Consider the following 23,643-nt stretch of genomic DNA (forward strand, 5'->3'; position numbering starts at 1 on the left):
AGCTCTCGCGGTTGAGAACCGTCCCCGATGTTGCATTTTTTCACATTAAGTCTTTTAACGTTTTCGATCCGAGATAATCCCTTATAACTCGATTCAGTCCTTCCCAGAATCCGATGGTCTTGCAGGTTGATCTTCTGTCGCATTCGGCTGCACCCTTTGCAAGACAACTCACAGGCTCAAGTTCCTTTTCGGTAAGCTCAAGTATCTCGATGATCCTGTATTCCTCAGGCTTTCTGGTCAGCCGGTAGCCGCCGCCTTTTCCCTGCAGTCCTGTAATGAGTCCGTTCTTTGTCAGAGGCGGCAAAATCTGCTCCAGATATTTAAGAGACAGCCCCTGCCTCTCAGCCACATCCTTCATGGGCACATAACCATCCCCCTGGGTCAATGCTATGTCCAGCATAACCCTTAAAGCATAACGTCCTCTTGTCGAGATCATAAAAGTCCTCCGTTCCTCTTGCGATCATCAGCCCTTTGAAGTTTTACTCCACGAGGAACTGATGCCACAAATACTAACACTTCATTTCCTGCTAATGTCTACGTACCGACGTAAACATTAACCTGCACAGGGGCAATAAAGCATCAGTCTGTTCCGGCACTTTATTCTCCTCATCTATAAACGCATGTTTTTCGCCGTTTATCTCTGACATTCAGATGCTGATCTAATCTGCTCCCTGCATCTCATAGAACTCTTCCGTCTCGTCGATGTCATTGACAGGCGGTTTAAGTCCCTCTATCTTTATACCATTTTTTTCGGCATAATCCCATAATGCAGCGTGAATTGCCTGCTCGGCAAGGAGTGAACAGTGTACCTTAACGGGTGGAAGTCCGTCCAGCGCCTCCATAACTGCCTTGTTGGTGACTTCCAGAGCTTCCTGCACAGTCTTACCCTTAACAAGCTCTGTTGCCATGGAACTGGTAGCAATTGCAGCACCGCAGCCGAAGGTCTTGAACTTGGCATCCCTGACCACCTGATTCTCGTCGATGTCGAGATACATTCTCATGATATCTCCGCACTTGGCATTACCCACTGTGCCCACACCTGCGGCTTCCTCTATCTCCCCCACATTTCTCGGATTTGAGAAATGATCCATTACCTTTTTGCTGTATTCTGTTACCTGGCTCATGCGCTGGCCTCCTTATTTTTCTTTACAAAATCTTCGTACAGTGGTGACATCATTCTGAGTCTGCCCACTATCTGCTTTAAGCTTTCAACAACGTAGTCGATATCTTCCTCGGTGGTGTCCTTTGATAATGTTAATCTCAGGGAACCGTGTGCTATCTCGTGAGGAAGACCGATGGCCAGAAGCACGTGAGACGGATCCAGGCTTCCGGAAGTACATGCGGAACCCGAGGAGGCACAGATGCCCTTCTGGTCAAGCATGATAAGAAGTGACTCTCCCTCGATGAATCTGAAACAGAAATTTACGTTGTTGGACAGTCTGTTTGTGAGATCTCCGTTTACACGGGTGTATGGAATCTCGGCTGTCACCCCTGCGATCAGCTTGTCCCTAAGCCTGCTCTCGTAAGCACGGGTCTCTTCCATATCTCTTACAGCAATCTCTGTCGCCTTTGCAAAGCCGATAATGCCGGCGGCATTGGTTGTACCCGCACGCTTTCCTGATTCCTGTGCTCCGCCGTGGATCAGGTTTGTGATCTTCACACCTTTTCTTATATAAAGAAGACCGATGCCCTTAGGGCCATTTATCTTGTGGCCGCTTGCGGACATAAGGTCAATGTTCATTTCATTAACATCTATGGGAAGATGTCCGAAGGCCTGAACCGCATCTGTATGGAAATAGATGCCGTGTTCATGTGCAATTCTTCCGATTTCCTTTATGGGTTCAACAGTACCGATCTCATTATTTGCGAACATCACGGAAATGAGGATGGTTGTGGGTCTGATGGCCTTCCTGAGGTCTTCGACATTAACAAGACCCTTATCATCAACAGGGAGATAGGTGATCTCGAAGCCCCTCTTCTCCAGGAATTCGCAGGTATGAAGAACCGCATGATGCTCGATCTGTGTGGTGATAATGTGGTTGCCCTTTTCACGGAGAGCATCCGCAACACCCTTTATGGCCCAGTTATCCGACTCGCTGCCGCCTCCGGTAAAATATATCTCCTTCTCGCTTGCACCTATGGTTTTTCCGATAGAGGCTCTCGCTTCAGCCACCTTCTCGGCGATCTTTCCGGAAAACTCATAGGCACTTGAAGGATTTCCAAACTGCTCACAAAAATACGGCTCCATGGCGTCAAACACTTCCTGAGTGACCCGTGTAGTCGCAGCATTATCCATATAAATATATTTAGACATAATCTGTGTTCCTTTCTCCTAGCTGTATGGTAGGTATTATAGTTATAATTTCCTACTTAGTCAATAGGTTTTACATCCGTCGGGGACGGTTATTGCCGCTTCTGATTATACCGAAGCAAATGACGCCGATAATGAACATATGAATATTGAGGGACACAGGGCTTTTGCTGAAGCGGTATATAAAAAACTAAAGGAAATGAAAGTGGCCTGATGCCGGAAATCCATCTGTGGATATTTCTCGCCGGCGAGAACCGTCCCGGATAACCCGGTTTTGAGAGGTGTAAAGATGACTCATGATCAAATTGTTAAAGATATACAGTCAGAGCTGTTTTCAAGACAGGATCTGTCCTACCGAGAAATGCAGGTAAAGATCATTCCAAACATAGAGGCTGACTCTATAATAGGTGTGAGGACACCGGAACTCAGAAAGCTTGCAAAGGAGCTTGTAAAACGAGCGGATATTCAGGAGTTTCTGAACGATCTCCCTCACAGATATTTTGATGAAAACCAGCTGCATGCCTTTATCATTTCTGAGATAAAAGATTATGAACAGTGCATTTCGGAAGTAGAGCGTTTCCTTCCCTTTGTAAATAACTGGGCTACCTGTGACCAGCTATCACCTAAAGTGTTTAAGAAACACCGTCCGGAGCTACTAAAAAAGATAAAACAGTGGATTGGAGCAGAGACAACCTATACCATAAGATTTGGCACAGGCATGCTGATGCAGCATTTCCTTGATGAAGACTTCGACCCGTCTTATCCTGAACTGGTGGCAGTTGTGCGATCCGAAGAGTATTACGTCAACATGATGATAGCCTGGTATTTTGCCACAGCTCTCGCAAAGCAATACGAAACTGTACTGCCATTTATTGAAAATCATAGGCTTGATACCTGGACACACAATAAAGCTATACAAAAATCAGTAGAAAGCTATCGCATTACCCCCGACCAAAAGGAGTATCTGAAAAGTTTGAAAATAAAAAACAATAGAAATAAATAAATCCATCGAAAAGACCCGGGAAGGAGAAGTACTATGAAAATAAAAGGATTGCTTTTTATATGTGTGGCTGCGATGACACTGGCCATCTCAGGCTGCGGTCAAAAAGAACAGAAAAATGTTGATTACTTCAATCCGGATACCCTGGGATTCACTGTGCCCAAAGAAGCATCCCTCGATGATTTTACCTGGTGCTTCACTCCGAAGTCCTATGACAAAAGTAATGATGTGGTTTTTACAGACCCTTATGCTGTAGACGGAATATGGGAGTTTGCCACCTGGCATAAAGATAACAAGAAATCCGGCTATGTAAAGGATGTTTACTGGATGAACATCAAAATAGAGAAAAAAGGAAAATCCGGTATTCAGTCCAACGAGAATGTTGACCCGGGCGTGGCTGCAGACGTGTATGGATACCAGGCTTTCAAGAACAGCGATGAAGCAAAGTCTGCCGGTCTTTCGGGAAGTGATACTGCATCAAAGCTTCTTGAGGCCATGGATAATCTTTATGGAGATGTGCCCTGCCACGTAACTATCATTCATGCCGGAAGAGAGGATGAAAACGGCAGCTGGAGTGAGATAAAGACCGAGAAGCCCATAGAGTTTGAAGGGAAATATTATCCCGAACACCAGATTCTGAAGGTTGAGGACTCCAAGGGACACGTTATCATGTGTAACGATTTCGTGGATAACGGATCTGAGCAGCATGCTACCGCCACCTATGAAGTTTCAAAAAAGGATTTCATTTTGAATGGTATAGGCGGACTGTACAGAGCGGATTAGCCAAAATGAGCTCCTGCTGCACATCATCCATAGGAATCAAGTCTGGTTATAACAGACATGCCTTTCTATTCCTGTTTTTTGTTGCGAATGAGGTAATTCTTCAAAAAAAGTGTATAATTATAGAAACAGAAAACATTGGAGGAAACCGCACATGAGCTACGATGAGAAAATTCCTTATAAAATCTATCTGAGCGAGGATGAGATTCCAAAGCAGTGGTACAACGTAAGAGCCGATATGAAGAACAAGCCGGCTCCGCTTCTTAACCCGGCTACACTTAAGCCTATGGGCTATGAAGATCTTCGCCCGGTATTCTGCGATGAACTCATAAAACAGGAGCTTGATGATACAACCGCATACATTGACATTCCGGGTGAAATACTGGATTTCTACAAGATGTACAGGCCGTCTCCTCTTGTAAGAGCTTATTGTCTTGAGAAGGCTCTGGACACTCCCGCAAAGATCTACTATAAGTTTGAGGGTAATAACACAAGCGGAAGCCACAAGCTGAATTCAGCCATCGTCCAGGCATACTATGCAAAGAAGCAGGGGCTTAAGGGCGTAACCACAGAGACCGGTGCAGGACAGTGGGGAACAGCATTATCCATGGCTTCAGCATACTTCGGAATAGACTGTAAGGTTTACATGGTAAAGGTTTCCTATGAGCAGAAGCCCTTCAGACGTGAAGTAATGCGTACCTACGGTGCAAGTGTTACACCATCACCTTCCATGGAAACAGAGATTGGAAGAAAGATCAATGCTGAGCACCCGGGCACAACCGGAAGCCTTGGCTGCGCTATATCGGAAGCTGTTGAGGTTGCGACAAAGACAGATGGTTACAGATATGTTCTCGGAAGTGTTCTGAACCAAGTTCTGCTTCACCAGACGGTAATAGGACTTGAGGCAAAGGCTGCCCTTGAGAAATACGGCGTGAAGCCTGATGTGATCATTGGCTGCGCAGGCGGCGGATCAAACCTCGGCGGTCTCATTTCTCCGTTTATGGGCGAGAAGATAAGAGGCGAGCAGGATTACAGAATTGTTGCGGTTGAGCCTGCAAGCTGCCCAAGTTTTACAAGAGGAAAGTTTGCTTACGACTTCTGCGATACCGGAATGGTATGCCCTCTTGCCAAGATGTATACATTAGGAAGCAACTTCATACCGTCCGCAAGCCATGCAGGAGGACTCCGTTATCATGGAATGAGCCCGATCCTGTCACAGCTTTATCATGATGGTCTCATGGAAGCCATTTCCGTTGAGCAGACCTCTGTATTTGCGGCAGCACAGCAGTTCGCAAGAGTTGAGGGAATCCTTCCTGCCCCTGAGAGCAGCCATGCAATCAGAGCTGCTATTGATGAAGCTCTAAAGTGCAAGGAGACCGGCGAGGAGAAGACCATTCTCTTTGGTCTCACCGGAACCGGATACTTCGATATGGTAGCTTACCAGAAGTTCAATGACGGCGAAATGAGTGACTATATCCCTACTGATGATGAGCTTCAGAAGAGTTTTGAGAGATTACCAAAGGTTGATCTTTAATAAAGGAATATATCCGGGATTTGAACTTAAACTCAATCCATAATTAAAAAAAGCGTCAGATTCATGATCCTTCGATCATAAGCTGACGCTCTTTTTTTATCTCACAGTTAATTTTCGTATACTACCGCTTCCAAAGGAGCAAGTGTACCTTTCTTACTTTCACCATTGGTACCCAAAAGCTGCTTTGCACCTTCCACACATGAAGGATCATAGGAAGCTTCCTCGAGAGAAAGATTTATGAGAATGGTTACCTTTCCGGCTTCGCTTTCCCTGGTAAAGGCAAAAATCTGCTCATGCTCATGGAATAACTCTGTGTAATCCCCTGTCTGAAGTTCCGGATGTTCCCTCCGAAGCCCGGAAAGGGCAATGTACCAATTAAGAACAGAATCTTTATCCTCAATCTCGGAGGCTACATTATACTTTGCGTAATCATCATATACCGGCAGCCATGGTGTTCCTGTGGTGAAACCGGCATTTGATGAGCTGTCCCACTGCATAGGGGTTCGGGAACTGTCCCTTGCAAAATCATGGACACCCTTCATTGCTTCTGCCTCGGAATATCCCTCATCAATTGCGAACTTGTAGTGATTTCTGGTTGAAATATCATTGTAGTCTTCTATGGACGGCCAGTTTACATTAACAAATCCAAGCTCCTCTCCCTCCATGATAAAAGGCGTACCCCTCATGGTGAGAACAAGAGTGGCAAGAGCTTTGGCTCCTGAAATCCTGTCAGCGCCTTCCGGCAGGAAATGATTTATAGAACGGGGCTGATCATGATTTTCCAGAAACATGGGATACCAACCCCCGGTTCTTATGGTATTTTCCTGACTGGCAGTAAAAAGAGCCTTAAATTCCGGAAGTGACCACTCCCTGGTAACGCACCAGTTCATCTCATCCGAAAGACTTATATTCATATGTCCAAACTCGAACACCATGTCAAAAACCCCGTCAGGACCGACCCAGTCAGGGAGATCCGAGGCAGAAACTCCGTTGGCTTCCCCCACAGTAAAAATATCTGTACCGGTCTGAACCGCAGATTTAAATTCATGAAGATAGTCCAGAATGCCCTTTGTATTTGCTGTCATGGCATGAATGCCGACGGTACCGTCATTGGCATCAGGGGTTCCATCCAGAAACTTCTCGGGTTTTTTGATGTAGGTAATGGCATCCAGCCTGAATCCTCCCACACCCTTTTTCACCCAAAAATCAGCAACATCTATAAGAGCCTTACGTACCTCCGGGTTAGCCCAGTTAAGATCAGGCTGTTCAGGCAGAAAAGTGTGAAGGTAGTACTGGCCTCTTTTCTCATCATAGGTCCAGGCTGAACCTCCAAAGATGCTTCTCCAGTTAGTGGGGGCGCTTCCATCCTCTTTCGGATCCGCCCATATGTACCAGTCACTCTTGTCGTTGTCTTTTCCCGAACGGGATTCGGTAAACCAGGCATTCTTACTGGATGTATGATTAAATACCAGATCCATAACGATCCGGATGTCACGTTTCCCTGCCTCATCGATCAGTCTGTCCATATCCTCCATGGTGCCGTAGGCCGGATCGATATTATAGTAGTCCGCTATATCATAGCCGTTGTCCGCCTGGGGCGATACATAACATGGCGTAAGCCAGATGGCTCCGACGCCCAGATTTTTCAGGTGGTCAAGTTCAGAAGTGATTCCATTCAGGTCACCGATCCCGTCACCGTCTGAATCCTTAAAGCTCTTTACATAAATCTCATATGCAATGGTCTTCTGCCACCACTTATAATCATCGTGACCCAACGTTGCACCATCCTCATTCGTCTCGACTGCTTCCGACACGGAGACAGCATTATCCTCACTTTTCTTCTCTGATAACTCTGTCGTTGGAACAGCAGCACTTTCTCCAATATTTAAAACCGGGCTGCTGCACCCGGCTAAAACCAATGCTCCGCTCACCAGCAATGCTGTGCATGATAATAACTTCTTCATGTGCTTTTTCAATTCCATTTAAGCTCCTGCTTCCTTTGATACATCAGCTTGTCGGCACGGCGGAAAACATCATCATATGCTCTGTCTACCCTAGCCTGATATGAAGCGCATCCCACTGACACTACCGCTTTTCCCTCACGCTTATTGCGATGTACCTCATCATTAAAGTCCTTCAATATCATTTCGCGATTATCATAATCAGCACCCTTTAAAAGAACCACAAACTCATCTCCGCCGATACGGTATACAGGACTGTGCTGAAACCATTTGCATATCTGAGCACAAGCCTCTTTGATATACTTATCCCCCATTTCATGTCCCATGGTATCATTTACGTACTTTAGATAATTAAGGTCAAATACCGCAACCCCATACTCATTCAGCTTCCCTTCATGTACACGACGCTCCAGATCTGTCACTGCCTCAGTATAAGCCATCTTGTTTTTAACTCCGGTCAGTGCATCGATGTAAGCGATCCGTCGCATGGTTCCTATCTCCTTGGCACGCTCCTCGATCTTATCTCTGTAGATAAAAGTATGGATTATACAGGTTGCCAGCAGGCAGCCCATAGCATAAAACGGCACAAACGGATAAAAATTCTGGAACAGAACGAAAACGGTCATTATCAATCCGGAAAAAGCGACAGTCCTGTGTCTGTCTCTCTCAGGTCCGGTTAAATGCATTGTTACCGACAAGGTATATACCGAAGTGAGTGCAAAAATGATGATCTGAGTCACCAATGTCAGATATCTGGCAGGCAGCGGGTGATATAAGTGATTCTCGTCAAAATAGAATGAGACGGGATTAAACATATTAATGATAAGCATCAAAATCTGAGTCAACAGAATCGCCCAACCACTGTAAGTCAGCAAACGGTTAAACAGATTTTTCTGATTCAAATAGGTCACAACAAAATGAATCCAATAGAATACAGAGAACGCCATTGACAGAAAATAAAGAGTTGTGTCTATAAATGCGAGAGTTGTAAGTCCCGCTTCATACAGAACACCCCAGAAAATATCAGAAAAATAATAGAACATAACAGCAAAAAGAAACTGACGATAGCGGACCTCCGCCTGAGTCAGGGTTCCCTTTGCATGTAGCTTCATATAGTCATAGTTTATAATCAGATGCACAAAAATAGCCAGCATCCCAATAGTTGAATAATTCATATCTTTCCCCCACTTAAGATATGATTATACACTTATATCCTGTGATTTTCAAAAAAACCTCTAATTTCCTCATTAAGACGGCATCCTTCGTTCTTATTCAAGGTCACAATTTGTGACCTTGAAATATATCGACTTTTTTATGCGTTGACTTAAGAATCATCAAGGTGCGCCTCAGCATACTCCTCAAATGCAGCCTGCCAGATCACGTAGGCGGAGTTTGTCTGATGAACATACTTGTCGCTGCAATACTGCTTTGCCAGACATCCGTCACTGTCACAGAGCCTTGAGGCTACATCTATATATCCCCAACCGTTTTGGGCTGCCAGTTCTGCCATCTTTGCATTCAGCGCCCGGATGTTGGCATTGTTGAGGGCCTTCTTTTCAGAGCCTTTATACATAGGTGTTGTACTCACTATAGTGATCTTTATATCAGGAATCTCCTGCTGTACCCTGGCAATATACTTAAGGTACTGTGCAACTGTGTTGTCAACACCTGAACCAAGATCATTCAGTCCGAAAAAGGTATAAACATGTTTTGCCCCCATAAGCTTCATGGCTTCCCATGCGTACATCTGCCCTCCCTGGTATCTTGGATTATAGGATTTCGACATGAAGGCATTATGAACCGAATAACTTACCTTGGTCAGAAACTTAAGATTCTGGAATATGGGAAATGCAGCATTTCTCATGGCATATAAGGAAAACCCCTCTGCCACCGAATCTCCCACAAGAACTGAGTCCTTGAAATATTCTCCTATCTGAAGGGCGTGAAGAGCTTCGTTCTGAAGTCTTAACTGTTCTTCAATCCACGCTTTGTTCTCCAGTTCCCAAAGAAGTTCCTCTTCTGTCTTTTCATAATCTGCCGGTAACGTCGGACCGATAGTCGTTTGCGACATATCAGTCGAGTCTATAGCAGCGGTTTCCGTTTCCTCAATTGCCTCTGTTACTGCCTCTGATGTTTCATCAGCAGCATCTATTATTTCTGCAACAGAGGCATTATTTTCTGTAAGGATTCCCGTTATGTCCAAATCAGAGACATTGGCTTCCGTAAAGATTCCTGTTGTTTCCGATGCCGAATCGGAGTTATCTGAGAATGCTTTCTGCAAAATATCGTCAGCAGCCGGAACTGCAGGATATGTTTCCAGGTTCAGTTCAATGATTCCCTGAGTATCTGCATATGAAGAAAATACCGGTGTTATGGATAATGCGGAAACTAACAATATTGCTGTGACATTTCTTTTTTTCATTGCTCACACCCACAGAAGATCAGTAGTTTAAATCCCGATTAAATACATCCTAAACTATAAGAAGAAATACATACCTGCATCATACTTCGACTCATAAACGATTGCTTATAAGGTAGTAATGATTTTTGACTATCTAAGTGGCAAAGCATGGCTCGATATCCTAGATAACTGCAAGTTCTACCCCACCGAAAAAGCTGAGTGGGCGCAGGCTAAAAAGGACATAATCGCCGCAGAACAGAATGCCCTGAACGGAAACGATGTAAAAAAGGAACTGGATAAGGTTCAGAAGAAACTGAACTAAGGATTACATAACAAATAATGCACCGGGGATAGTTCTCGCTAGAGAGAACCATCCCCGGTGCATTTGTTATAAGTAAGATCTTAAATAATCATTCATTCCAGCTATCCCAATCGGTAACTTCTGATTCTACTCCCTTTCCTCCGGAATCTGAACTGTTAATAGTAATCTCACATTGATACCCTTTTTCAAATAAGGAGAGAAAGCGGTCATCCTCGATTTCGTTAAAAACCATAGTCCTGTAAGATCCTTCGGCTCCAAAGAGTTCTTTATCCCCATACCATTTTGTTCCCGTTGCCTCCTTGACATAGTAGTAACCTTCCGGCAACCAGGTTTCGACAGTGTTCTCACCGGCCACAAACAGAGATGCAACCGGTTTTTTATTCTGGTCATATACTTCGTAGTATCTGTAAGTATCAGGATTTTCTTCATTCACAACAATTACCAGATTCGTCTCTTCGCTTTTCTTTTTCTTATCATGCCATAACTCACCGGTTTCAGGGACAGGCTGAACACACTCCTTGGCACGCTTTGCCCAATCCCCGTATTTGCATTCTATAAAAGCCTGCTCAGCACTGTAATATTTGCCTTCATCAAAGAGTTTCACGGCTTTTTCATATTCAACCTTGGCAGGAGATTCTTTTGCGGTTTTTTTATCTGATTTCTGGCCTGCAAAGCACACCAGATTTTCAACAACTCCCATCAGTACCAGTATTGAAAGAACCATAACCTTGAACTGTAATTTATTCATCATTTAACATCCTCCTATATCTTACTTCGACTCGTAAACGGTTCTTCATAATGTTCTCACTGTAACACTTATAAATAATTTTAAAATTCCTCACCATAAGGACTATGAACGTATCCTTATGGTGAGGATTTTATACATCAGCTGACCGTAATAACTGCTTCCGCTCACGCTGTCCAAACTCCGAAGCCCAGCTAGGATCATCTGCATATCCTTTGATGTCAGGATTGTCCTGTCCATCCGGTAACCGTCCATAATGCTGATACCGCCGGTTCCCTGCGCTGTTCGTATGGGAACCCCCGCATGACGGCTTTATCGCGCAAAAGACCGCCGACAGACTTAAGAATTCCATCAGCGGTCTCTTATAATTGCTAACGCTTATCCGAATATATGTCCCGGGAGTTTTTGATTGAGAAAAGACCATCGCGATTGCAGTAAAAGAAGATTCTCCTAACTCCCCTGAGCTTAAACCGTACCTCTGCATTTCCCTCCGGATATAGCTTCACCATCTGCATATCATCGGATGAGGCTGCCGCCACAAAAGAAATATAATGGTCCTTTGTCATGCTGTGGTCGATCCGCACATAATACTCATCCTCAACACGCTCGATGAACATCATATGATGCTCATCTGTCTGTTCCGCCTCTAAAGGCATAAGCTGGATGCCGTGACAATGAATCACCGCTTCGCCCATGCTGTGTATTACATTCCCACAGACCGGGCAGACATAAAACTTTGACCGCAGCATATTTGCCGATACGTTCGCATTATGAATGGTATTGCCTGATATCAGCTCCGTCATCGATATGCTGAATGCCTCCGCAATAGGCTCCAGCAGGGTAATATCTGGAAGCCCTCTCGAAGTTTCCCATTTTGAAACACTTTTATCGCTTACTCCCAGCTTTTCCGCCAGCTGAAGCTGTGTCATCCTGTTCTTTTCCCGCAGTTCTTTAATCACTGCACCTGTAACATATTGGTTCATATTCGCTTTCACCTCTTTCCATAGGTATCGCCCCCTCACATTCGTTCGGCGGCACATCGGTCGGTGCATTAAAATCATGCTTCGCATGATGGCACCTCCCTCATGCACAGATTGTAAATCAGTTTTTCTGATAACTGTACCTACGGAAAGTAGAGTCAAACGGAATGACTTTCGGTTTTTGCTTATCAGATATCTTTGTCCAGCTTTGCCTGAGCGGAGACGATCTTGCAGCAGTCGATAACGGAGCCTCCGCCCACTGCCAGAATGAAGTCGATGTTCTTTTCCTTTGCCAGGGCAGCACCTTCCTGCACCGTGGCATAGGTGGGGTTGGACATGATCCCGGTAAACTCAGTAACGCTTTTCCCGGCTTTTTTCAGGATGTCCAGCAGCTCGTCATAGACACCATTCTTCTTGATAGAGCCGCCACCGTAGGCCAGCAGGACATTCGACCCGACCTTGGCAAGTTCCGCAGGGAGACTACTTGCAGCCGCCTTTTCTCCGAAGTAAACCTTAACAGGATAACTATAGGTAAATATGTTCATAAACCAAAACCTCCTATGCCAATATCCGCCGGAAGATCTGACCTTCGGGCGGATATGTTATTCGCTATACTTGTAAATTTTTCAGCCATCTCTCAACAGCTTTTGCAGGACCGTTTTCCGCATCCCGCATTTCAACAGGAAGCCCAGCAACGACTGTTGCATTCGGTTCCAACTCACGGATCGTATCATAGGTACCGCCGTCCCCGGAACCCATATGCGTATTGAAAGGGATGATGGTCTTCCCGGAAAAATCATACTTATCGAAAAAGGTGTAGATGATCATCGGGAAGGTGTACCACCACATGGGGTAACCGACATAGATCCTGTCATAGCCTTCGATGTCGATCTCGTTCTTGATTGCAGGCCGCTGATCCTCGTCATGTTCTTTCTTTGCGAGTCTTGCCAGCGCGTTGTAGTGATCCCGGTTGCTGTCATAGGGTACGACAGGCTCGATCTCTGCGTTATCCGCGCCGGTCTGTTTTGCGATCTCTTCGGCTACGATCTTTGCCGTGCCATAGACGGAGAAATAAACTACCAGTTCTTTTGCCATATTCTGCTCCTTATTCTCAGTGTACGGTCATCAGGCCTTGTAGCTGAGCAGCCACTTGACAAGCTGGGGATCAAAATGGTTGATGATCTCGCTATGGCCAAGGTCTTTTTCCTTGATCTGCTCCATCTCTTCATTCGTAAGAGAGAAATCCCAGATATCCAGGTTCTGCTCCATGCGCTCCACATGGACGGACTTCGGAAGGATTGAAACACCGCGCTGGGTATTCCAGCGGAGAACGACCTGTGCCGCTGTCTTGCCATACTTAGCACCAATCTCTGTAAGCAGCGGATCCTTGAAGATCCCGTGCTTTCCTTCGGCGAGAGGGCCCCATGCCTGCGGCGCAATGCCGTACTCCTTCATGACAGCCAGCGCATCTTCCTGCTGGAAGAAGGGATGCAGCTCCACCTGATTGACGGCGGGGATAACTTCCACGTTGGCACACAGGTTCACCAGTACGAAAGGATAGAAATTTGAGACACCGATTGCCTTCGTGAGACCTTCCTTATATGCTTTTGTAATGCCTCTGTAAGCTGCGAAGTAATCGCCCATTGCCTTATGAAGCAGGACCAGATCCACGTACGGCATGTCCAGCTTCCGAAGAGAAGTCTTTACTGCCTCATAAGCCGAATCTTCGGTCTTCATGTCGGTGATCCAGACCTTGGTGGTGATGAAAAGCTCTTCCCGGGTCACCAGGCCATCAGCGATGGCATGCTTCACGCCTTTTCCAAGCGCCTCTTCATTGCCATAGGAAGCGGCAGTGTCCAGCAGTCTGTATCCTGTTTTGATTGCATCGTAAACAACCTGTTCGCATTCGGCGGCATCCGGGATCTGGAAAACTCCGAAACCCTCCAGTGGCATCTTTGCTCCGATATTCAGTGTGACATATTCCATGGTCTTTATCTCCTTTCGATTCTATCGTTGTTCGACAGCTATATGTCGTTTTTCTCTTGATGATGCTATTTTATCGATATATCCCTTGCAAGTACACTGCTTTATATCTATAATTGTATACGTATCACGTATATATTGAGAGGTAAAAGAGACTAGAGAGGAAATGATATCATGCTGATCGAATCCTACCTGCTGGAGCAGTTTGAAGCCGTTGCCCGCTGCAGCACGCTTTTAAAAGCATCTGAAGAACTGCATATATCGCAACCGTCCTTGAGCCGTTCCATGAAGAAGCTGGAGGATGTACTTGGAGTATCCTTGTTTATCAGGGAAAACAGCAAGATCTCGCTGAATGAAACAGGAAAACTGGCGGCAGACTATGCCAGAAGAGCTCTGGAAGCAAATCAGGAGATGATCGAAAGGGTCACGGCGTTTGACCGGAGCCTCCGGACTGTCAGCATCGGTTCCTGTTCACCGTTCCCGATCAATGACCTGATGCCGATCCTGCAGGAACAGCTTCCCGGGAAAACGCTGTCCACTGAGCTTGTGAGCAACGATGATAAGCTGCTTGCCGGTCTTCGAAGCCATCTTTACCAGATGGTCGTTCTGCATCACTGTCCGAAGGATAAGGACCTGTTTTGCCAGAGATATCTGGATGAACAGTTATATATCTCCATTGCAAAGGATCATCCGCTGGCAAAGCAGGAAAGTGTCACTTTTGAAGAATTAAAAGGGCTCCACATCCTGATGACAGCCCATGTGGGATTCTGGATGGACGTCACTCTGGAAAAGCTGAATGCCTCAGATCTGCTGATCCAGAACAGCATGGACGCCCTGGGAGAACTGATTGACGCCTCCAATCTTCCTTTCTTTAATTCGAACCAGATGCTGAAAGCCGGCTATCTGCCGCCGGACAGGGTTGCACTGCCCATCACCGACCCGGAAGCCCATGCCACCTACTGGATCGCCTGTCTGGCTTCTGAACAGCAGAAATATCGTTCTGTTTTCAGTGCAGTCCGTGGGAATCTGTTGAGAAATCAATCCTAAGTCAGATCAAAATAAACGAGGGAGAAGAACAACCTGTCATGCAGGTGATGATCTTCTCCCTCTTTTCTGTTCCATATATTTGCTGACTTGTCCCTCATAATTTTCCCTGCATTTTCTCGTCCCGTTCTTCCTGCTGATGACGCAAAATCACATCCGCATTCTGCTTCAGGTTGAAGCCCTTCGCTCAGCGCTCATAGCCTGCTCCTTTGCCTAAAGCACGGTTCTGGATGTCGATCAGCAGATCAATGCATGGCTGCTGTGTCTGGCGGTAAGAATCCCGTACATTCGCGCGGGATATTTTTTCTTTCAGGGCATCCTCGGTATAATCCTCACCCAAGGATTTGAGACGGACAAATCTTTGCTGTGCACGGCCTTTAATTGCGATATTCTTTCCGCGTCTGATCTCATATCCCTCTTCTGAAAGTAGCCGCAGGAAGTCTTCCCAGTCCTTTGGCTTTCTCCAGATCAGTTTTATTTCTACGAGTTCGACTTTTGTAGCAACACTATAGTCTCGACTGTTGTTTACTTGAGCAACCAAATATCATAATGACATAGAGTGGCTACCTCAGCAATATTCTTTATTCTATTAGAGCATCTTTTGTAACTGTTTTTGAATAAGCAAAATCCATGTCACCATCTATAAGTACTATATCTCTGTACATATTAGTGTTAAGGAGTTTTATCACTTCAGCCTGTGAGATATAAAAACTAATCCCCGGCGCATTGCAACTCATAAGATTTACACCCGCGTCTTCAACATCTTTATGTGTAATTAAATACAAAATATTCTTTCTTCTTTTAATTTCTATTTTTCCCTTGACTTTAAACTATAGCGGCACTATAATATATCTTTACAGAAGCGCCGAAAAGAATGAAAAAATGCTGGGTTTTTCAGCAGAATTGTGTATAATATAGATAGAGGAACATGAGGTCTCTCAACTGAAATGTTCTTTTGCACTTGCAAAAGTGTTTTTTGGCCGACGAGGCCGTATAAGAAAGGATAATTTGACCGACGAGGTCACTCTGGTTAGCCAGAGTAGGGTATGGTTAGCGCCGTACCCTTATTTTTTTCCTATAACACTAAGGAGAATTCCTATATTGAAAGAGTATCTTAAGGCACAAAGCAAAACAAATGAGATTATCGTCGGGAATACGATCAATTCCGATGAGCTTGATCGCTTTTCGAAGTCAGACTTCCGTTGGGCTGACAACAGAAAGAAATCCTTCCGGCAAAGGTCTATAAAAAAGGGAGAAATCTACCAGTTTGAGTTTGGCAAGAATTATATCCCGGAGATGTCATATGAACATCGCGGGCTTGTGATTGGTGTCAAACAAAAACTTCTCTATGTGCTTCCTATCTTTTCCTATGATCCGGCAAAGCATACAGATGTTTATCATCCGGTCGACTTCCCTGCATCCAAAAGCGATATGTTTCTTTTGAAAAGCAGTGAGTTTTCTTTCATTTCACATGATTCAGTGCTGAAACTTAACGATATCAGAACCGTAAGTGTCAATAGAATTCTCTATCAACAAAGCGGAAGGATTGATCCTTCTTCAACTACATACAAAGAAATCGAAACGCTGGTCCTGCGTAAGTACTTTCCAAGTTTCCTGCGCGATTATGAGCAGAAAAATAAAACCATAGAATCTCAAAATGAGCAGATCAATACACTCACAGAAGAAAAAACGGCTTTAGAGACTGAAAATAATCAGCTCAAAGCAGAAATCGAATCCTTACGGAATCAACTTAATGCAAATGCAAATAACTGAAATCAAGGGTACTTCCAATCGCGGGAGTACCCTTTTTTAAATCTTTTTTTCGACCATAATTCAATAAAAGATAATCTGAGTCTAGCACTTATCAGTGTGACCTTTTTCCAGATAATGCAAGAGAGTATGGAAAAACCGCAGCCATCTGACTCAACAGACAACTACGGTTTTATATTATCAGGTTTAATAAACGTATTCTTATTATATCATCTGATCCGCCCTAAGCGCCTCCACAATAGCCTTTTCCTTCTTAGGCGGACACTGTGGTTGCTTTGCATTCTCAGACTTATGTGACCAAACATTCTCTCTAATCTCAATCCCACATTTCTTTTTTACCTGTGTAATATAAAGAGTTGAAACGTGCATTACATCGTTATGGTCTGCCACATATTTCCTAATCTCCGCATATGTAGCCTTGGTCTCAGCACTTGTCGCATCCAACTCATCCAGATCAATCTCAACCTCCAGATAATCATCCGGTTTCTTTTGGGACAAAAGAACAACCGTCTCGACGTCGTTTCCTGTGGGTAAAAATCTCGTTATTGAATCAGTCAAACATTTTTGATTAAGAATACGGGATGTGAATGAATTATGCAAGTTATCGCAACATTTTTTTAGTTTTTTAAATCATTTGTACTGTTAACCTTCAAATTGCTCTTCTTATGCAATGAGTTTTCCTACCTGTAAAATACCGACACGTGCGTTGTTCCATTCGCTTCATCGGGGTACTCACGTTCAAATCTCATCCCTATCGATTCGGCGGTTCTGATGGACGCTTCATTTGTATACTTACAGTAAGAATACAATGCCGGATAATCCGTATTCACAAGCGCCCAGTCCATCACGCCTTTCGCTGCTTCCTTTGCATAGCCCTTATGCTGACAATCGCGGCGAATATGATATCCTATCTCCGGAAGTATTTCGCCGTCTATATTCTGTAATGTAAGTCCGCAGTCGCCTATCATTTCCCCGGTCTTCTTAAGGCAGACAGCCCACATTCCAAAACCGGTCTCATTATACCGGTTCATGTTTCGTTCTATCCATTCCCTGACTTTCTTTTCATCAAAGATGTATGGATAATGCTTCATGATTTCCGTATCTGCAAGGACCAGATACAAGGCGTCAAAATCATCCTCATTCATCTGACGCAAAAACAATCTGTCAGTCTCAACAATCACTTTCATATTTATAGTTCCTTACTGTCCCCGATGCACTTTTCAAGCGGCTGCACCTCACAGCCCTTATCCGCATAGTACTTAAACATCTCGTCCATCTTTTTCAGATCATAACTCGTTACACAATCGGATATCACACATACCTTATATCCGGCTTTTGCCAGATTATAGCTTGTTGATTTAACACAGCCTGTTGCATCGGCTCCGGTAATATAAAACTCTTCTATCCCGTTTTCCTCAATAAATCCGGCAAACGCTTCACTCGTAAGAGCACTGGCCTTGGACTTTTCAAATATATTCTCTGATACGACCTTAAGTTCAGGAACCAATTCAGAGCCTTTGGTATCCGGCTTGAAGGTTCTTGTTTTTTCGGACAGATTGTAGTGCCTGATATAAATAACATGCATATCGCCCGTCACTGCCCAATCGATTGCCTTGTTTACCTGCCCTATGATCTTTTTGTAATTCTTCGTAATGTCATTCTGAAGGTCTATCACGACCAACGCTTTATTTTTCATTCCCGTTTTCCTTCATATCTTTTGGCTATTTCAGAGGTGATCTGATAGAGCTTTTCCCTGATCCGCTCCGGTTCCAGGACAGTCACCTTATCCCTGCATGAAAGCATCCATGAAAGCAATCCCTCATCATCTGCATATTCATGTTCAAACAATAGGCTTCCGTCATCTTGTTCCGTAAAGGAATCCACGCCATACTCTCCCACAAGCTGCACAGGCTTTGTCTGGACACAGACATTGCTTGCGCGAAAGAACAAACTCTCTCTACTGTCATTAGTTGCAACAAGAATTGTTTACCAACTTTAAGAACTTCTTATCATTCATCTGCTCGTTCGTGATATACTCCCCATCACAGAATAGCGAATACGTCGTGATCGGAGTCGGTGCATTCTGAGCATCTTCTCTGCTTTCAATTTTTACAGCACTTAATGATATACCGTTCTTCTCAGCGGTTTCTTCCAGAACCGGTACATACTTTGCATTAAATGGGCACTGATTCGTATAGTAAAGAACATAACCGCTCTCATCTATGTGGGGATGTCTGGCACATTCCTTGAACACTGGTTTCTCGGTTCCTTTTTCAAACGGCAGATACCATAACTGTATCCCATTATCAGCTTCATCACCGACTTCAAAGCCTTTATATTTCAGGAATTTCGGATCAGCCAGAAACGGCTTTTTCTTTGCTGCAGCAAGAATGCAAAGTCCTTTCTTTCCCTTCTCCTTGCTGTCTTTGATGCATTCGGAAAGCAGGTCGCTTGAATATCCATGACCTTTGAAAGAACCGGAAACCCATAGGCAGTCTATATACATATACCCAGGTGCTTCGATTGGATTCCATGCATGCTCTGCAGGAATATATTCTATGAAGCATTTCCCGCGCTCCACACTTTTTAAGAATACAAGCCCCTCATCAAATCTGTCCGCAAGCCACGCCTTCTTTGAAGATACCTGTACATCTTTATTGTTGGATATGGCACAGCAGATATGCTCCTCTTCCAGATTCTCTTTTGTAACCCTGATATACTCCATAGCCCTCTCCTCCTACTCTCTCCGTTCCACTTCGGTCGGCGCAGAGCAATCGTCCCCCGGACGATTTGCGCCCTCCGGATCTTTCCAATATCCTCCCTTATGGAAGTTCTCATTCCCTAGAGGTTTTGCTGTCAATCGGAACATAACGCAGCCATCCGGGCAAACTACAGTTTTCGTGTACTTGCTGTCTCCACCAAGGTTTTCAAGATCTCCGCCACTTCGAACAGCCTCCATCAACGGATACAGCAGCATCATGGTTTTGGAACAGATTCCGTATCCATCTTTGTTTACCGGGCATCCGTATGTGCAGGTGTATGTATCGCCTATCTCTTCTCCGTTTCGGCAGTACCGCTCTGTGTGATCTCCCCTGAGAAAGCCTGTCACTTCAACCGTAAACTCATACTCTTCATCAAACCACTTCTTCATCGTCAGCTCTCCTGTCTACACTCCGTTTCGGTCCGCGCTAAACGGATGTCACCCGGACATCCAGCGCCCTTGTATGATCAGTATACCTGTTTAGGAAGTTAATATCCTGTCATTTTATGTCCGGATCTGTCCTGATAAAGTGCCCTTCCTGAACTGCCGCAAAAGTCGCAACCGCACATACCGGAATCGCCAAATACTTTAGTGGGACTATGGGAAATGTCAAAGGCAGTATAAAAAGCAATACCCCTGTCACCTTATTCATCACTGAATGAACCGCCACCAACTTTCTTTGTACAATGTGTCCCGAAATGATGTTTATTATCTTTATCAGCGCAATTATTACGATCCATATACACAACCATGCCGGCATACTTATCACCGGGAGCAGCTTTATCAAGCATACTACTACGAATACAAAATCCGCAGCAGTATCAAATCTCGTTCCAAACTCGGTGACAGTATTCATTTTTCGGGCAATAGTTCCGTCTATCATATCTGTTCATCCTTCACTTTACCATTGCAAAACGCAGCCATCTCTTTTTCAAGCAGGCGGAATACATTCGCAATCAGATACCCATCCGCTATCGCATGATTCATACGAACCGACACCGGCATCAAAAGTCTCCCGTTTTCCTCACGGTATTTCCCCCAGTTGATGATCGGCAGAAAATAGAGGAATCCATCTGGCAGTTCAATATTCAGGGAATCATAGGACAGCCATGAAATGTAGGAAGCATCAAACCAGTTCGGATGCTTTTCCATATCAAGGCCATACTCCCTCGTTTGTTTTGCCTTCTCTATGTCAGAGACAGCATTTTTGTAGAATGCGGCATAATCCGGATCATAACTTGTATATACCGGCGTACAGGTCTCGGTATCCTCATGAAAAATATACTGTGTAGGGTTAATCCTGTCATAACAGATCAGTTCCTCAGTCTGCCAGAGATACCCCATTTTGTAATCATCCCGGGAATTCAATACCATGGAAAGGATATATAGGAAATTGACATAGAACTTCGTGTTACTCTCCTTCGAGCACTTAACAAGCTCCGTCACATCAACCCTTGCCGTCATAGAAGTCGAGCACTTGCAATCCTCCGTAAAATGCCAGAATACCCCCTTCCTGTAATAGGTTTCTTTATCAATAACTCTATAGTTCATATCTTTACCCTCTTCTTTTCATCATCAGATAGCAGTTTATCCCCTTTTTATAAAAACCAGGTAGTTCTCCGACACACTTATACCCCAGATTTTCATATAATTTCTTCGCTCTCGGGTTAAAATCATCTACAGTTAAAAAATATTTTGCCGAAGAAGAATCGGAAGCATTATCCTCAAAAAACTTCATCAGCTGTTTACCTATACCACAACTTCTGTATTCTTCCTTTACTGCAACAATATGGAGATAACAACAATAGTCATCTCCTATACTGCTCCATACCAGATATCAGTACATTCATAGATATCTCGAAGCTTTCATCAATAGAAATCGGATTGCCAAAAGAATTATGGATCTGTAGCATGATAAATCCTTCAAGAAAAGCTCTGTAAGTTCTAAGCAAATGATTTGCCACCTCTCTATCTATACCAAGACTATCTGTTTGTTCAAAGAAGAATGAATACAAGCCCTCTGTAGCTTCAAGTAAAGTTTCATCAGAGTATTTGTTATACCAAAGCATCGCCTCAAATACACCCGGATTCTCCATAGAAAATCTGTAAAATGCTATGCCATAATTTTTGAGTTTTTCTTTTGGACTGGTTGAATCAATTCCTGCAACTATCTCATCCGAAACCTTCTTCCAACCATAGATCATAAGCCTATAGTGTAAGTCATCTATTGATTTTACATGATTATATAAAGAAGGTTTTCTGATTCCTAAATATTCAGAAAGAGTTGTAACGCTCAAATATGACAACCCCTTTTCATTTGCTAATGTAGCAGCTTTTTCTATTATTTCTTCCTTAGATAATCCTGTTCTTGGCATATTTACTCCCATTCCTTATAAACTGATATGTAATGACCTCTTGTCAAGCGAAAAATGACAGGAATCACCACAAACTTATTTAATTGTATCTGAAGGCATCTTGAAAGAGCCTCGGGGTATCAGTTCCCGGCATTGGCCACTCTGATATACGTGGATTGGTTACCGACAGGTCAATGGTCCGCCGTGAGCTCTACCGTCTAATAGCGTGGATCACAGATTGCTCTGTGCCGACATAGTTTACTCGTAGATAGCTCGAACCTTGAAATGGCCGAAGCCCTTTCAAGATGTCTTCAGTTGTTGCTTGTTAATGGGCAGATGTAAATGGCACAAGCCATCTTACATCTGCTTAACCACCCACTATAACAGCAGGGTGAAGATGTCAAGGCTGCGAAGCACCGCCCTCGGCGGCTTGGCCTTGATATCGGAGACATGATGTTATACCAGATCATGCTATTTTATCAGTCATCATGCCCCACATGAAGCAGGCAAGTTCTCTTGCTATTGCAGTTTTAGCGACGTTGTGTTTCTTGCTTTTCCCAAGAACCATTTTGTAGTACTTACGTCTCAGTCTTTCATTAGCTTTATCAGCATATGCAATGACTTGAGGCAGATTGCCAGCCTGACGTGCTTTAAGTGCTTTTGATTTATGACCAATTTGCCCTCTGCTGTATGTCTGTGATGATTCCGTGAGTAATTGCCTCACATGACGATTTCCGGCTTTTGTGATCCCAAGCCTTGTTTTTTCATCACCACTGGAATCTTCGCCTGGTACAAGACCAAGATATGAAGCAAACTTGTCAGCCGTTGCAAAACGTTTGAAATCACCTACTTCAACCAATACAGATAATGCTGTATGAGTTTGAACTCCGATGAAACAGCAAAGTTTTTTCACAGACTCCTTGTACTCGTCTTTGGAAGCGAGTTCTTCTATTCGCTTATCCAAACGTTCAAGCTTGTCACTTAAGGTTTTATAGGTCAGCAGGTATTCATCGAGGATCTCCTTATATAGAGCCTCAGGTTTAAGTGATTTAAGCCAATTTAAATGGGCTATTGTCCAATGAGTTTTTCCATCATAGCGATAGTTATGACGAAGGCAAAATGAAAGAATCTGCTGTTTCACTTTTTTAAGCGCAAGCTTATGATCATCCCTCATTCGAAGAAACTCTTTTGTTTCTTCATCTGTAGCAGTGGGAACATGAACAGGACTGTAGTTGTGCTGAGCAAGACATTTACCGATCAGTGCTGCGTCACGCTTATCAGTTTTTATTCTTTTACCACTACGTGTTTCAAGCATAGTGGTTGGTGCAAGTATCACACAGTTAACGTTACGGTCTGTTAGCTGATGATATAAAGTATAGCCGAGACATCCGGCTTCATAACCGCATATAAAGATAGTATCGTTTCCGTAGATGGTTCTAAGAAATTCCAGATACTTGAGAACTTCCTTGTAATCAGCCGGTGTGCGCCTTATGTAAGATGCTTTCTCTGTTTCAATCAAGTAAGCGCAGAGAGTAAAACTTTCCTTGTGTACATCCATTCCTACGTAAACTGTGGTATTATTCATTATGTGACCTCCCTTTGTATGCGGTAATCCCTGTTACCTTTGTCTTATCAACTTTAGTATACAGGTAAATCCACGTTGCTACAAAGAGGAGGTCATTACATATTGTCTAATA

Annotated in this window: 30 protein-coding genes and 1 pseudogene; 6 read left to right on the top strand and 25 right to left on the bottom strand. The window is 44.1% G+C overall.

Translation table 11 applies throughout. The features are described from left to right. Window positions 1–40: 40 nt before the first annotated feature. From BLV86_RS11320 to nifS, 3 genes are all read right to left on the bottom strand, one after another. The gene (locus BLV86_RS11320) at window positions 41–436 is read right to left on the bottom strand and encodes an RrF2 family transcriptional regulator (protein ID WP_031548121.1); all 396 of its coding nucleotides are present in this window, start codon (window positions 434–436) and stop codon (window positions 41–43) included. A 223-nt stretch (window positions 437–659) separates the two neighbouring features. Next, window positions 660–1,124, bottom strand: a complete 465-nt coding sequence (nifU, locus tag BLV86_RS11325) for a Fe-S cluster assembly scaffold protein NifU (RefSeq protein ID WP_090817375.1) — start codon at window positions 1,122–1,124, stop codon at window positions 660–662. After that, entirely contained in the window at window positions 1,121–2,314 is a 1,194-nt protein-coding gene (gene nifS, locus BLV86_RS11330) for a cysteine desulfurase NifS (RefSeq protein WP_090817378.1), read from the bottom strand. The genes nifU and nifS overlap by 4 nt, the downstream gene beginning before the upstream one ends. Before the next feature lie 286 nt (window positions 2,315–2,600). On the opposite strand from nifS, the gene BLV86_RS11335 reads away from it, so the two are divergent. The 3 genes from BLV86_RS11335 to BLV86_RS11345 all read left to right on the top strand — a co-directional run bounded on the left by BLV86_RS11335 (window position 2,601) and on the right by BLV86_RS11345 (window position 5,625). Next, complete coding sequence (locus BLV86_RS11335) at window positions 2,601–3,314, top strand: DNA alkylation repair protein (RefSeq protein ID WP_090817381.1); 714 nt, start codon at window positions 2,601–2,603, stop codon at window positions 3,312–3,314. 33 nt (window positions 3,315–3,347) lie between these two features. After that, a complete protein-coding gene (locus tag BLV86_RS11340; RefSeq protein WP_090817383.1) occupies window positions 3,348–4,094 on the top strand; it encodes a hypothetical protein in 747 nt (248 codons plus the stop codon). A gap of 151 nt (window positions 4,095–4,245) precedes the next feature. Continuing rightward, a complete protein-coding gene (locus BLV86_RS11345; protein WP_031548112.1) occupies window positions 4,246–5,625 on the top strand; it encodes a TrpB-like pyridoxal phosphate-dependent enzyme in 1,380 nt (459 codons plus the stop codon). Window positions 5,626–5,732: 107 nt separating this feature from the next. Here BLV86_RS11345 and BLV86_RS11350 read toward each other — a convergent pair whose 3' ends face one another. The 3 genes from BLV86_RS11350 to BLV86_RS11360 form a co-directional block, all read right to left on the bottom strand. Then, window positions 5,733–7,607: a glycoside hydrolase family 13 protein gene (locus BLV86_RS11350; RefSeq protein WP_207647472.1), complete on the bottom strand. Its 1,875-nt coding sequence runs from the start codon at window positions 7,605–7,607 to the stop codon at window positions 5,733–5,735. After that, complete coding sequence (locus BLV86_RS11355) at window positions 7,598–8,761, bottom strand: GGDEF domain-containing protein (RefSeq protein WP_031548108.1); 1,164 nt, start codon at window positions 8,759–8,761, stop codon at window positions 7,598–7,600. The genes BLV86_RS11350 and BLV86_RS11355 overlap by 10 nt, the downstream gene beginning before the upstream one ends. 149 nt (window positions 8,762–8,910) lie before the next feature. Beyond that, window positions 8,911–10,008 (bottom strand): GDSL-type esterase/lipase family protein, encoded by a 1,098-nt coding sequence (locus tag BLV86_RS11360; protein ID WP_090817387.1) that lies wholly within the window; start codon window positions 10,006–10,008, stop codon window positions 8,911–8,913. Between the two features lie 118 nt (window positions 10,009–10,126). On the opposite strand from BLV86_RS11360, the gene BLV86_RS11365 reads away from it, so the two are divergent. Continuing rightward, complete coding sequence (locus BLV86_RS11365; protein ID WP_090817390.1) at window positions 10,127–10,309, top strand: hypothetical protein; 183 nt, start codon at window positions 10,127–10,129, stop codon at window positions 10,307–10,309. Between the two features lie 88 nt (window positions 10,310–10,397). Here the strand turns inward: BLV86_RS11365 and BLV86_RS11370 are convergent, their stop codons facing one another. The 6 genes and pseudogenes from BLV86_RS11370 to BLV86_RS11395 form a co-directional block, all read right to left on the bottom strand. Further along, complete coding sequence (locus BLV86_RS11370; protein WP_090817393.1) at window positions 10,398–11,060, bottom strand: outer membrane protein assembly factor BamD; 663 nt, start codon at window positions 11,058–11,060, stop codon at window positions 10,398–10,400. Between the two features lie 123 nt (window positions 11,061–11,183). Further along, window positions 11,184–11,357, bottom strand: a pseudogene (locus BLV86_RS18670) (DNA-binding transcriptional regulator); the annotation flags it as partial. 68 nt (window positions 11,358–11,425) lie between these two features. After that, the gene (locus tag BLV86_RS11380; protein WP_090817396.1) at window positions 11,426–12,037 is read right to left on the bottom strand and encodes a helix-turn-helix domain-containing protein; all 612 of its coding nucleotides are present in this window, start codon (window positions 12,035–12,037) and stop codon (window positions 11,426–11,428) included. Window positions 12,038–12,222: 185 nt separating this feature from the next. Next, a complete protein-coding gene (locus tag BLV86_RS11385) occupies window positions 12,223–12,579 on the bottom strand; it encodes an iron-containing alcohol dehydrogenase (protein WP_031548089.1) in 357 nt (118 codons plus the stop codon). A 64-nt stretch (window positions 12,580–12,643) separates the two neighbouring features. Further along, a complete protein-coding gene (locus BLV86_RS11390) occupies window positions 12,644–13,129 on the bottom strand; it encodes a flavodoxin (RefSeq protein ID WP_049962210.1) in 486 nt (161 codons plus the stop codon). Window positions 13,130–13,159: 30 nt separating this feature from the next. Further along, window positions 13,160–14,020 carry an aldo/keto reductase gene (locus tag BLV86_RS11395; protein ID WP_090817399.1) on the bottom strand — a complete coding sequence of 287 codons (861 nt, stop codon included), beginning with the start codon at window positions 14,018–14,020 and terminating at the stop codon, window positions 13,160–13,162. A 171-nt stretch (window positions 14,021–14,191) separates the two neighbouring features. Between BLV86_RS11395 and BLV86_RS11400 the strand changes: the two genes are divergently transcribed. Beyond that, window positions 14,192–15,064 (top strand): LysR family transcriptional regulator, encoded by an 873-nt coding sequence (locus BLV86_RS11400; RefSeq protein ID WP_049962209.1) that lies wholly within the window; start codon window positions 14,192–14,194, stop codon window positions 15,062–15,064. A 184-nt stretch (window positions 15,065–15,248) separates the two neighbouring features. Here the strand turns inward: BLV86_RS11400 and BLV86_RS11405 are convergent, their stop codons facing one another. Beyond that, window positions 15,249–15,602: a relaxase family protein gene (locus BLV86_RS11405; protein WP_090817404.1), complete on the bottom strand. Its 354-nt coding sequence runs from the start codon at window positions 15,600–15,602 to the stop codon at window positions 15,249–15,251. A gap of 40 nt (window positions 15,603–15,642) precedes the next feature. Further along, entirely contained in the window at window positions 15,643–15,846 is a 204-nt protein-coding gene (locus tag BLV86_RS11410; RefSeq protein ID WP_031548078.1) for a hypothetical protein, read from the bottom strand. 316 nt (window positions 15,847–16,162) lie between these two features. On the opposite strand from BLV86_RS11410, the gene BLV86_RS11415 reads away from it, so the two are divergent. After that, window positions 16,163–16,834, top strand: coding sequence for a bZIP transcription factor (locus tag BLV86_RS11415; protein WP_031548077.1), 672 nt, complete (start codon window positions 16,163–16,165; stop codon window positions 16,832–16,834). A 201-nt stretch (window positions 16,835–17,035) separates the two neighbouring features. On the opposite strand, the gene BLV86_RS11420 is transcribed toward BLV86_RS11415, so the two are convergent. The 11 genes from BLV86_RS11420 to BLV86_RS11470 form a co-directional block, all read right to left on the bottom strand. Further along, window positions 17,036–17,389, bottom strand: a complete 354-nt coding sequence (locus tag BLV86_RS11420) for a hypothetical protein (protein WP_139297913.1) — start codon at window positions 17,387–17,389, stop codon at window positions 17,036–17,038. 122 nt (window positions 17,390–17,511) lie between these two features. Then, window positions 17,512–18,018: a GNAT family N-acetyltransferase gene (locus BLV86_RS11425; RefSeq protein ID WP_330373073.1), complete on the bottom strand. Its 507-nt coding sequence runs from the start codon at window positions 18,016–18,018 to the stop codon at window positions 17,512–17,514. Window positions 18,019–18,020: 2 nt separating this feature from the next. Beyond that, window positions 18,021–18,527: a cysteine hydrolase family protein gene (locus tag BLV86_RS11430; protein ID WP_031548071.1), complete on the bottom strand. Its 507-nt coding sequence runs from the start codon at window positions 18,525–18,527 to the stop codon at window positions 18,021–18,023. Next, window positions 18,524–18,781 (bottom strand): WCX domain-containing protein, encoded by a 258-nt coding sequence (locus tag BLV86_RS11435; protein ID WP_175456528.1) that lies wholly within the window; start codon window positions 18,779–18,781, stop codon window positions 18,524–18,526. Before BLV86_RS11435 ends, BLV86_RS11430 begins: the two co-directional genes overlap by 4 nt. 16 nt (window positions 18,782–18,797) lie before the next feature. Beyond that, complete coding sequence (locus BLV86_RS11440) at window positions 18,798–19,556, bottom strand: N-acetyltransferase (protein WP_031548069.1); 759 nt, start codon at window positions 19,554–19,556, stop codon at window positions 18,798–18,800. Between the two features lie 12 nt (window positions 19,557–19,568). Then, entirely contained in the window at window positions 19,569–19,982 is a 414-nt protein-coding gene (locus BLV86_RS11445; protein WP_044915874.1) for a TIGR04076 family protein, read from the bottom strand. A gap of 109 nt (window positions 19,983–20,091) precedes the next feature. Further along, a complete protein-coding gene (locus BLV86_RS11450; RefSeq protein WP_090817413.1) occupies window positions 20,092–20,475 on the bottom strand; it encodes a CDP-alcohol phosphatidyltransferase family protein in 384 nt (127 codons plus the stop codon). Next, a complete protein-coding gene (locus tag BLV86_RS11455) occupies window positions 20,472–21,143 on the bottom strand; it encodes a CatA-like O-acetyltransferase, family 3 (protein WP_090817416.1) in 672 nt (223 codons plus the stop codon). Before BLV86_RS11455 ends, BLV86_RS11450 begins: the two co-directional genes overlap by 4 nt. Window positions 21,144–21,147: 4 nt before the next feature. Further along, window positions 21,148–21,426 carry a GNAT family N-acetyltransferase gene (locus tag BLV86_RS11460; RefSeq protein ID WP_090817419.1) on the bottom strand — a complete coding sequence of 93 codons (279 nt, stop codon included), beginning with the start codon at window positions 21,424–21,426 and terminating at the stop codon, window positions 21,148–21,150. Then, complete coding sequence (locus BLV86_RS11465) at window positions 21,401–21,967, bottom strand: TetR/AcrR family transcriptional regulator (protein ID WP_031548061.1); 567 nt, start codon at window positions 21,965–21,967, stop codon at window positions 21,401–21,403. Before BLV86_RS11465 ends, BLV86_RS11460 begins: the two co-directional genes overlap by 26 nt. Before the next feature lie 445 nt (window positions 21,968–22,412). Next, window positions 22,413–23,531, bottom strand: coding sequence for an IS110 family RNA-guided transposase (locus tag BLV86_RS11470; RefSeq protein WP_090816561.1), 1,119 nt, complete (start codon window positions 23,529–23,531; stop codon window positions 22,413–22,415). Between the last annotated feature and the right edge of the window lie 112 nt (window positions 23,532–23,643).

Source organism: Oribacterium sp. KHPX15 (genome assembly GCF_900107835.1).
Lineage (GTDB): Bacteria > Bacillota > Clostridia > Lachnospirales > Lachnospiraceae > Oribacterium.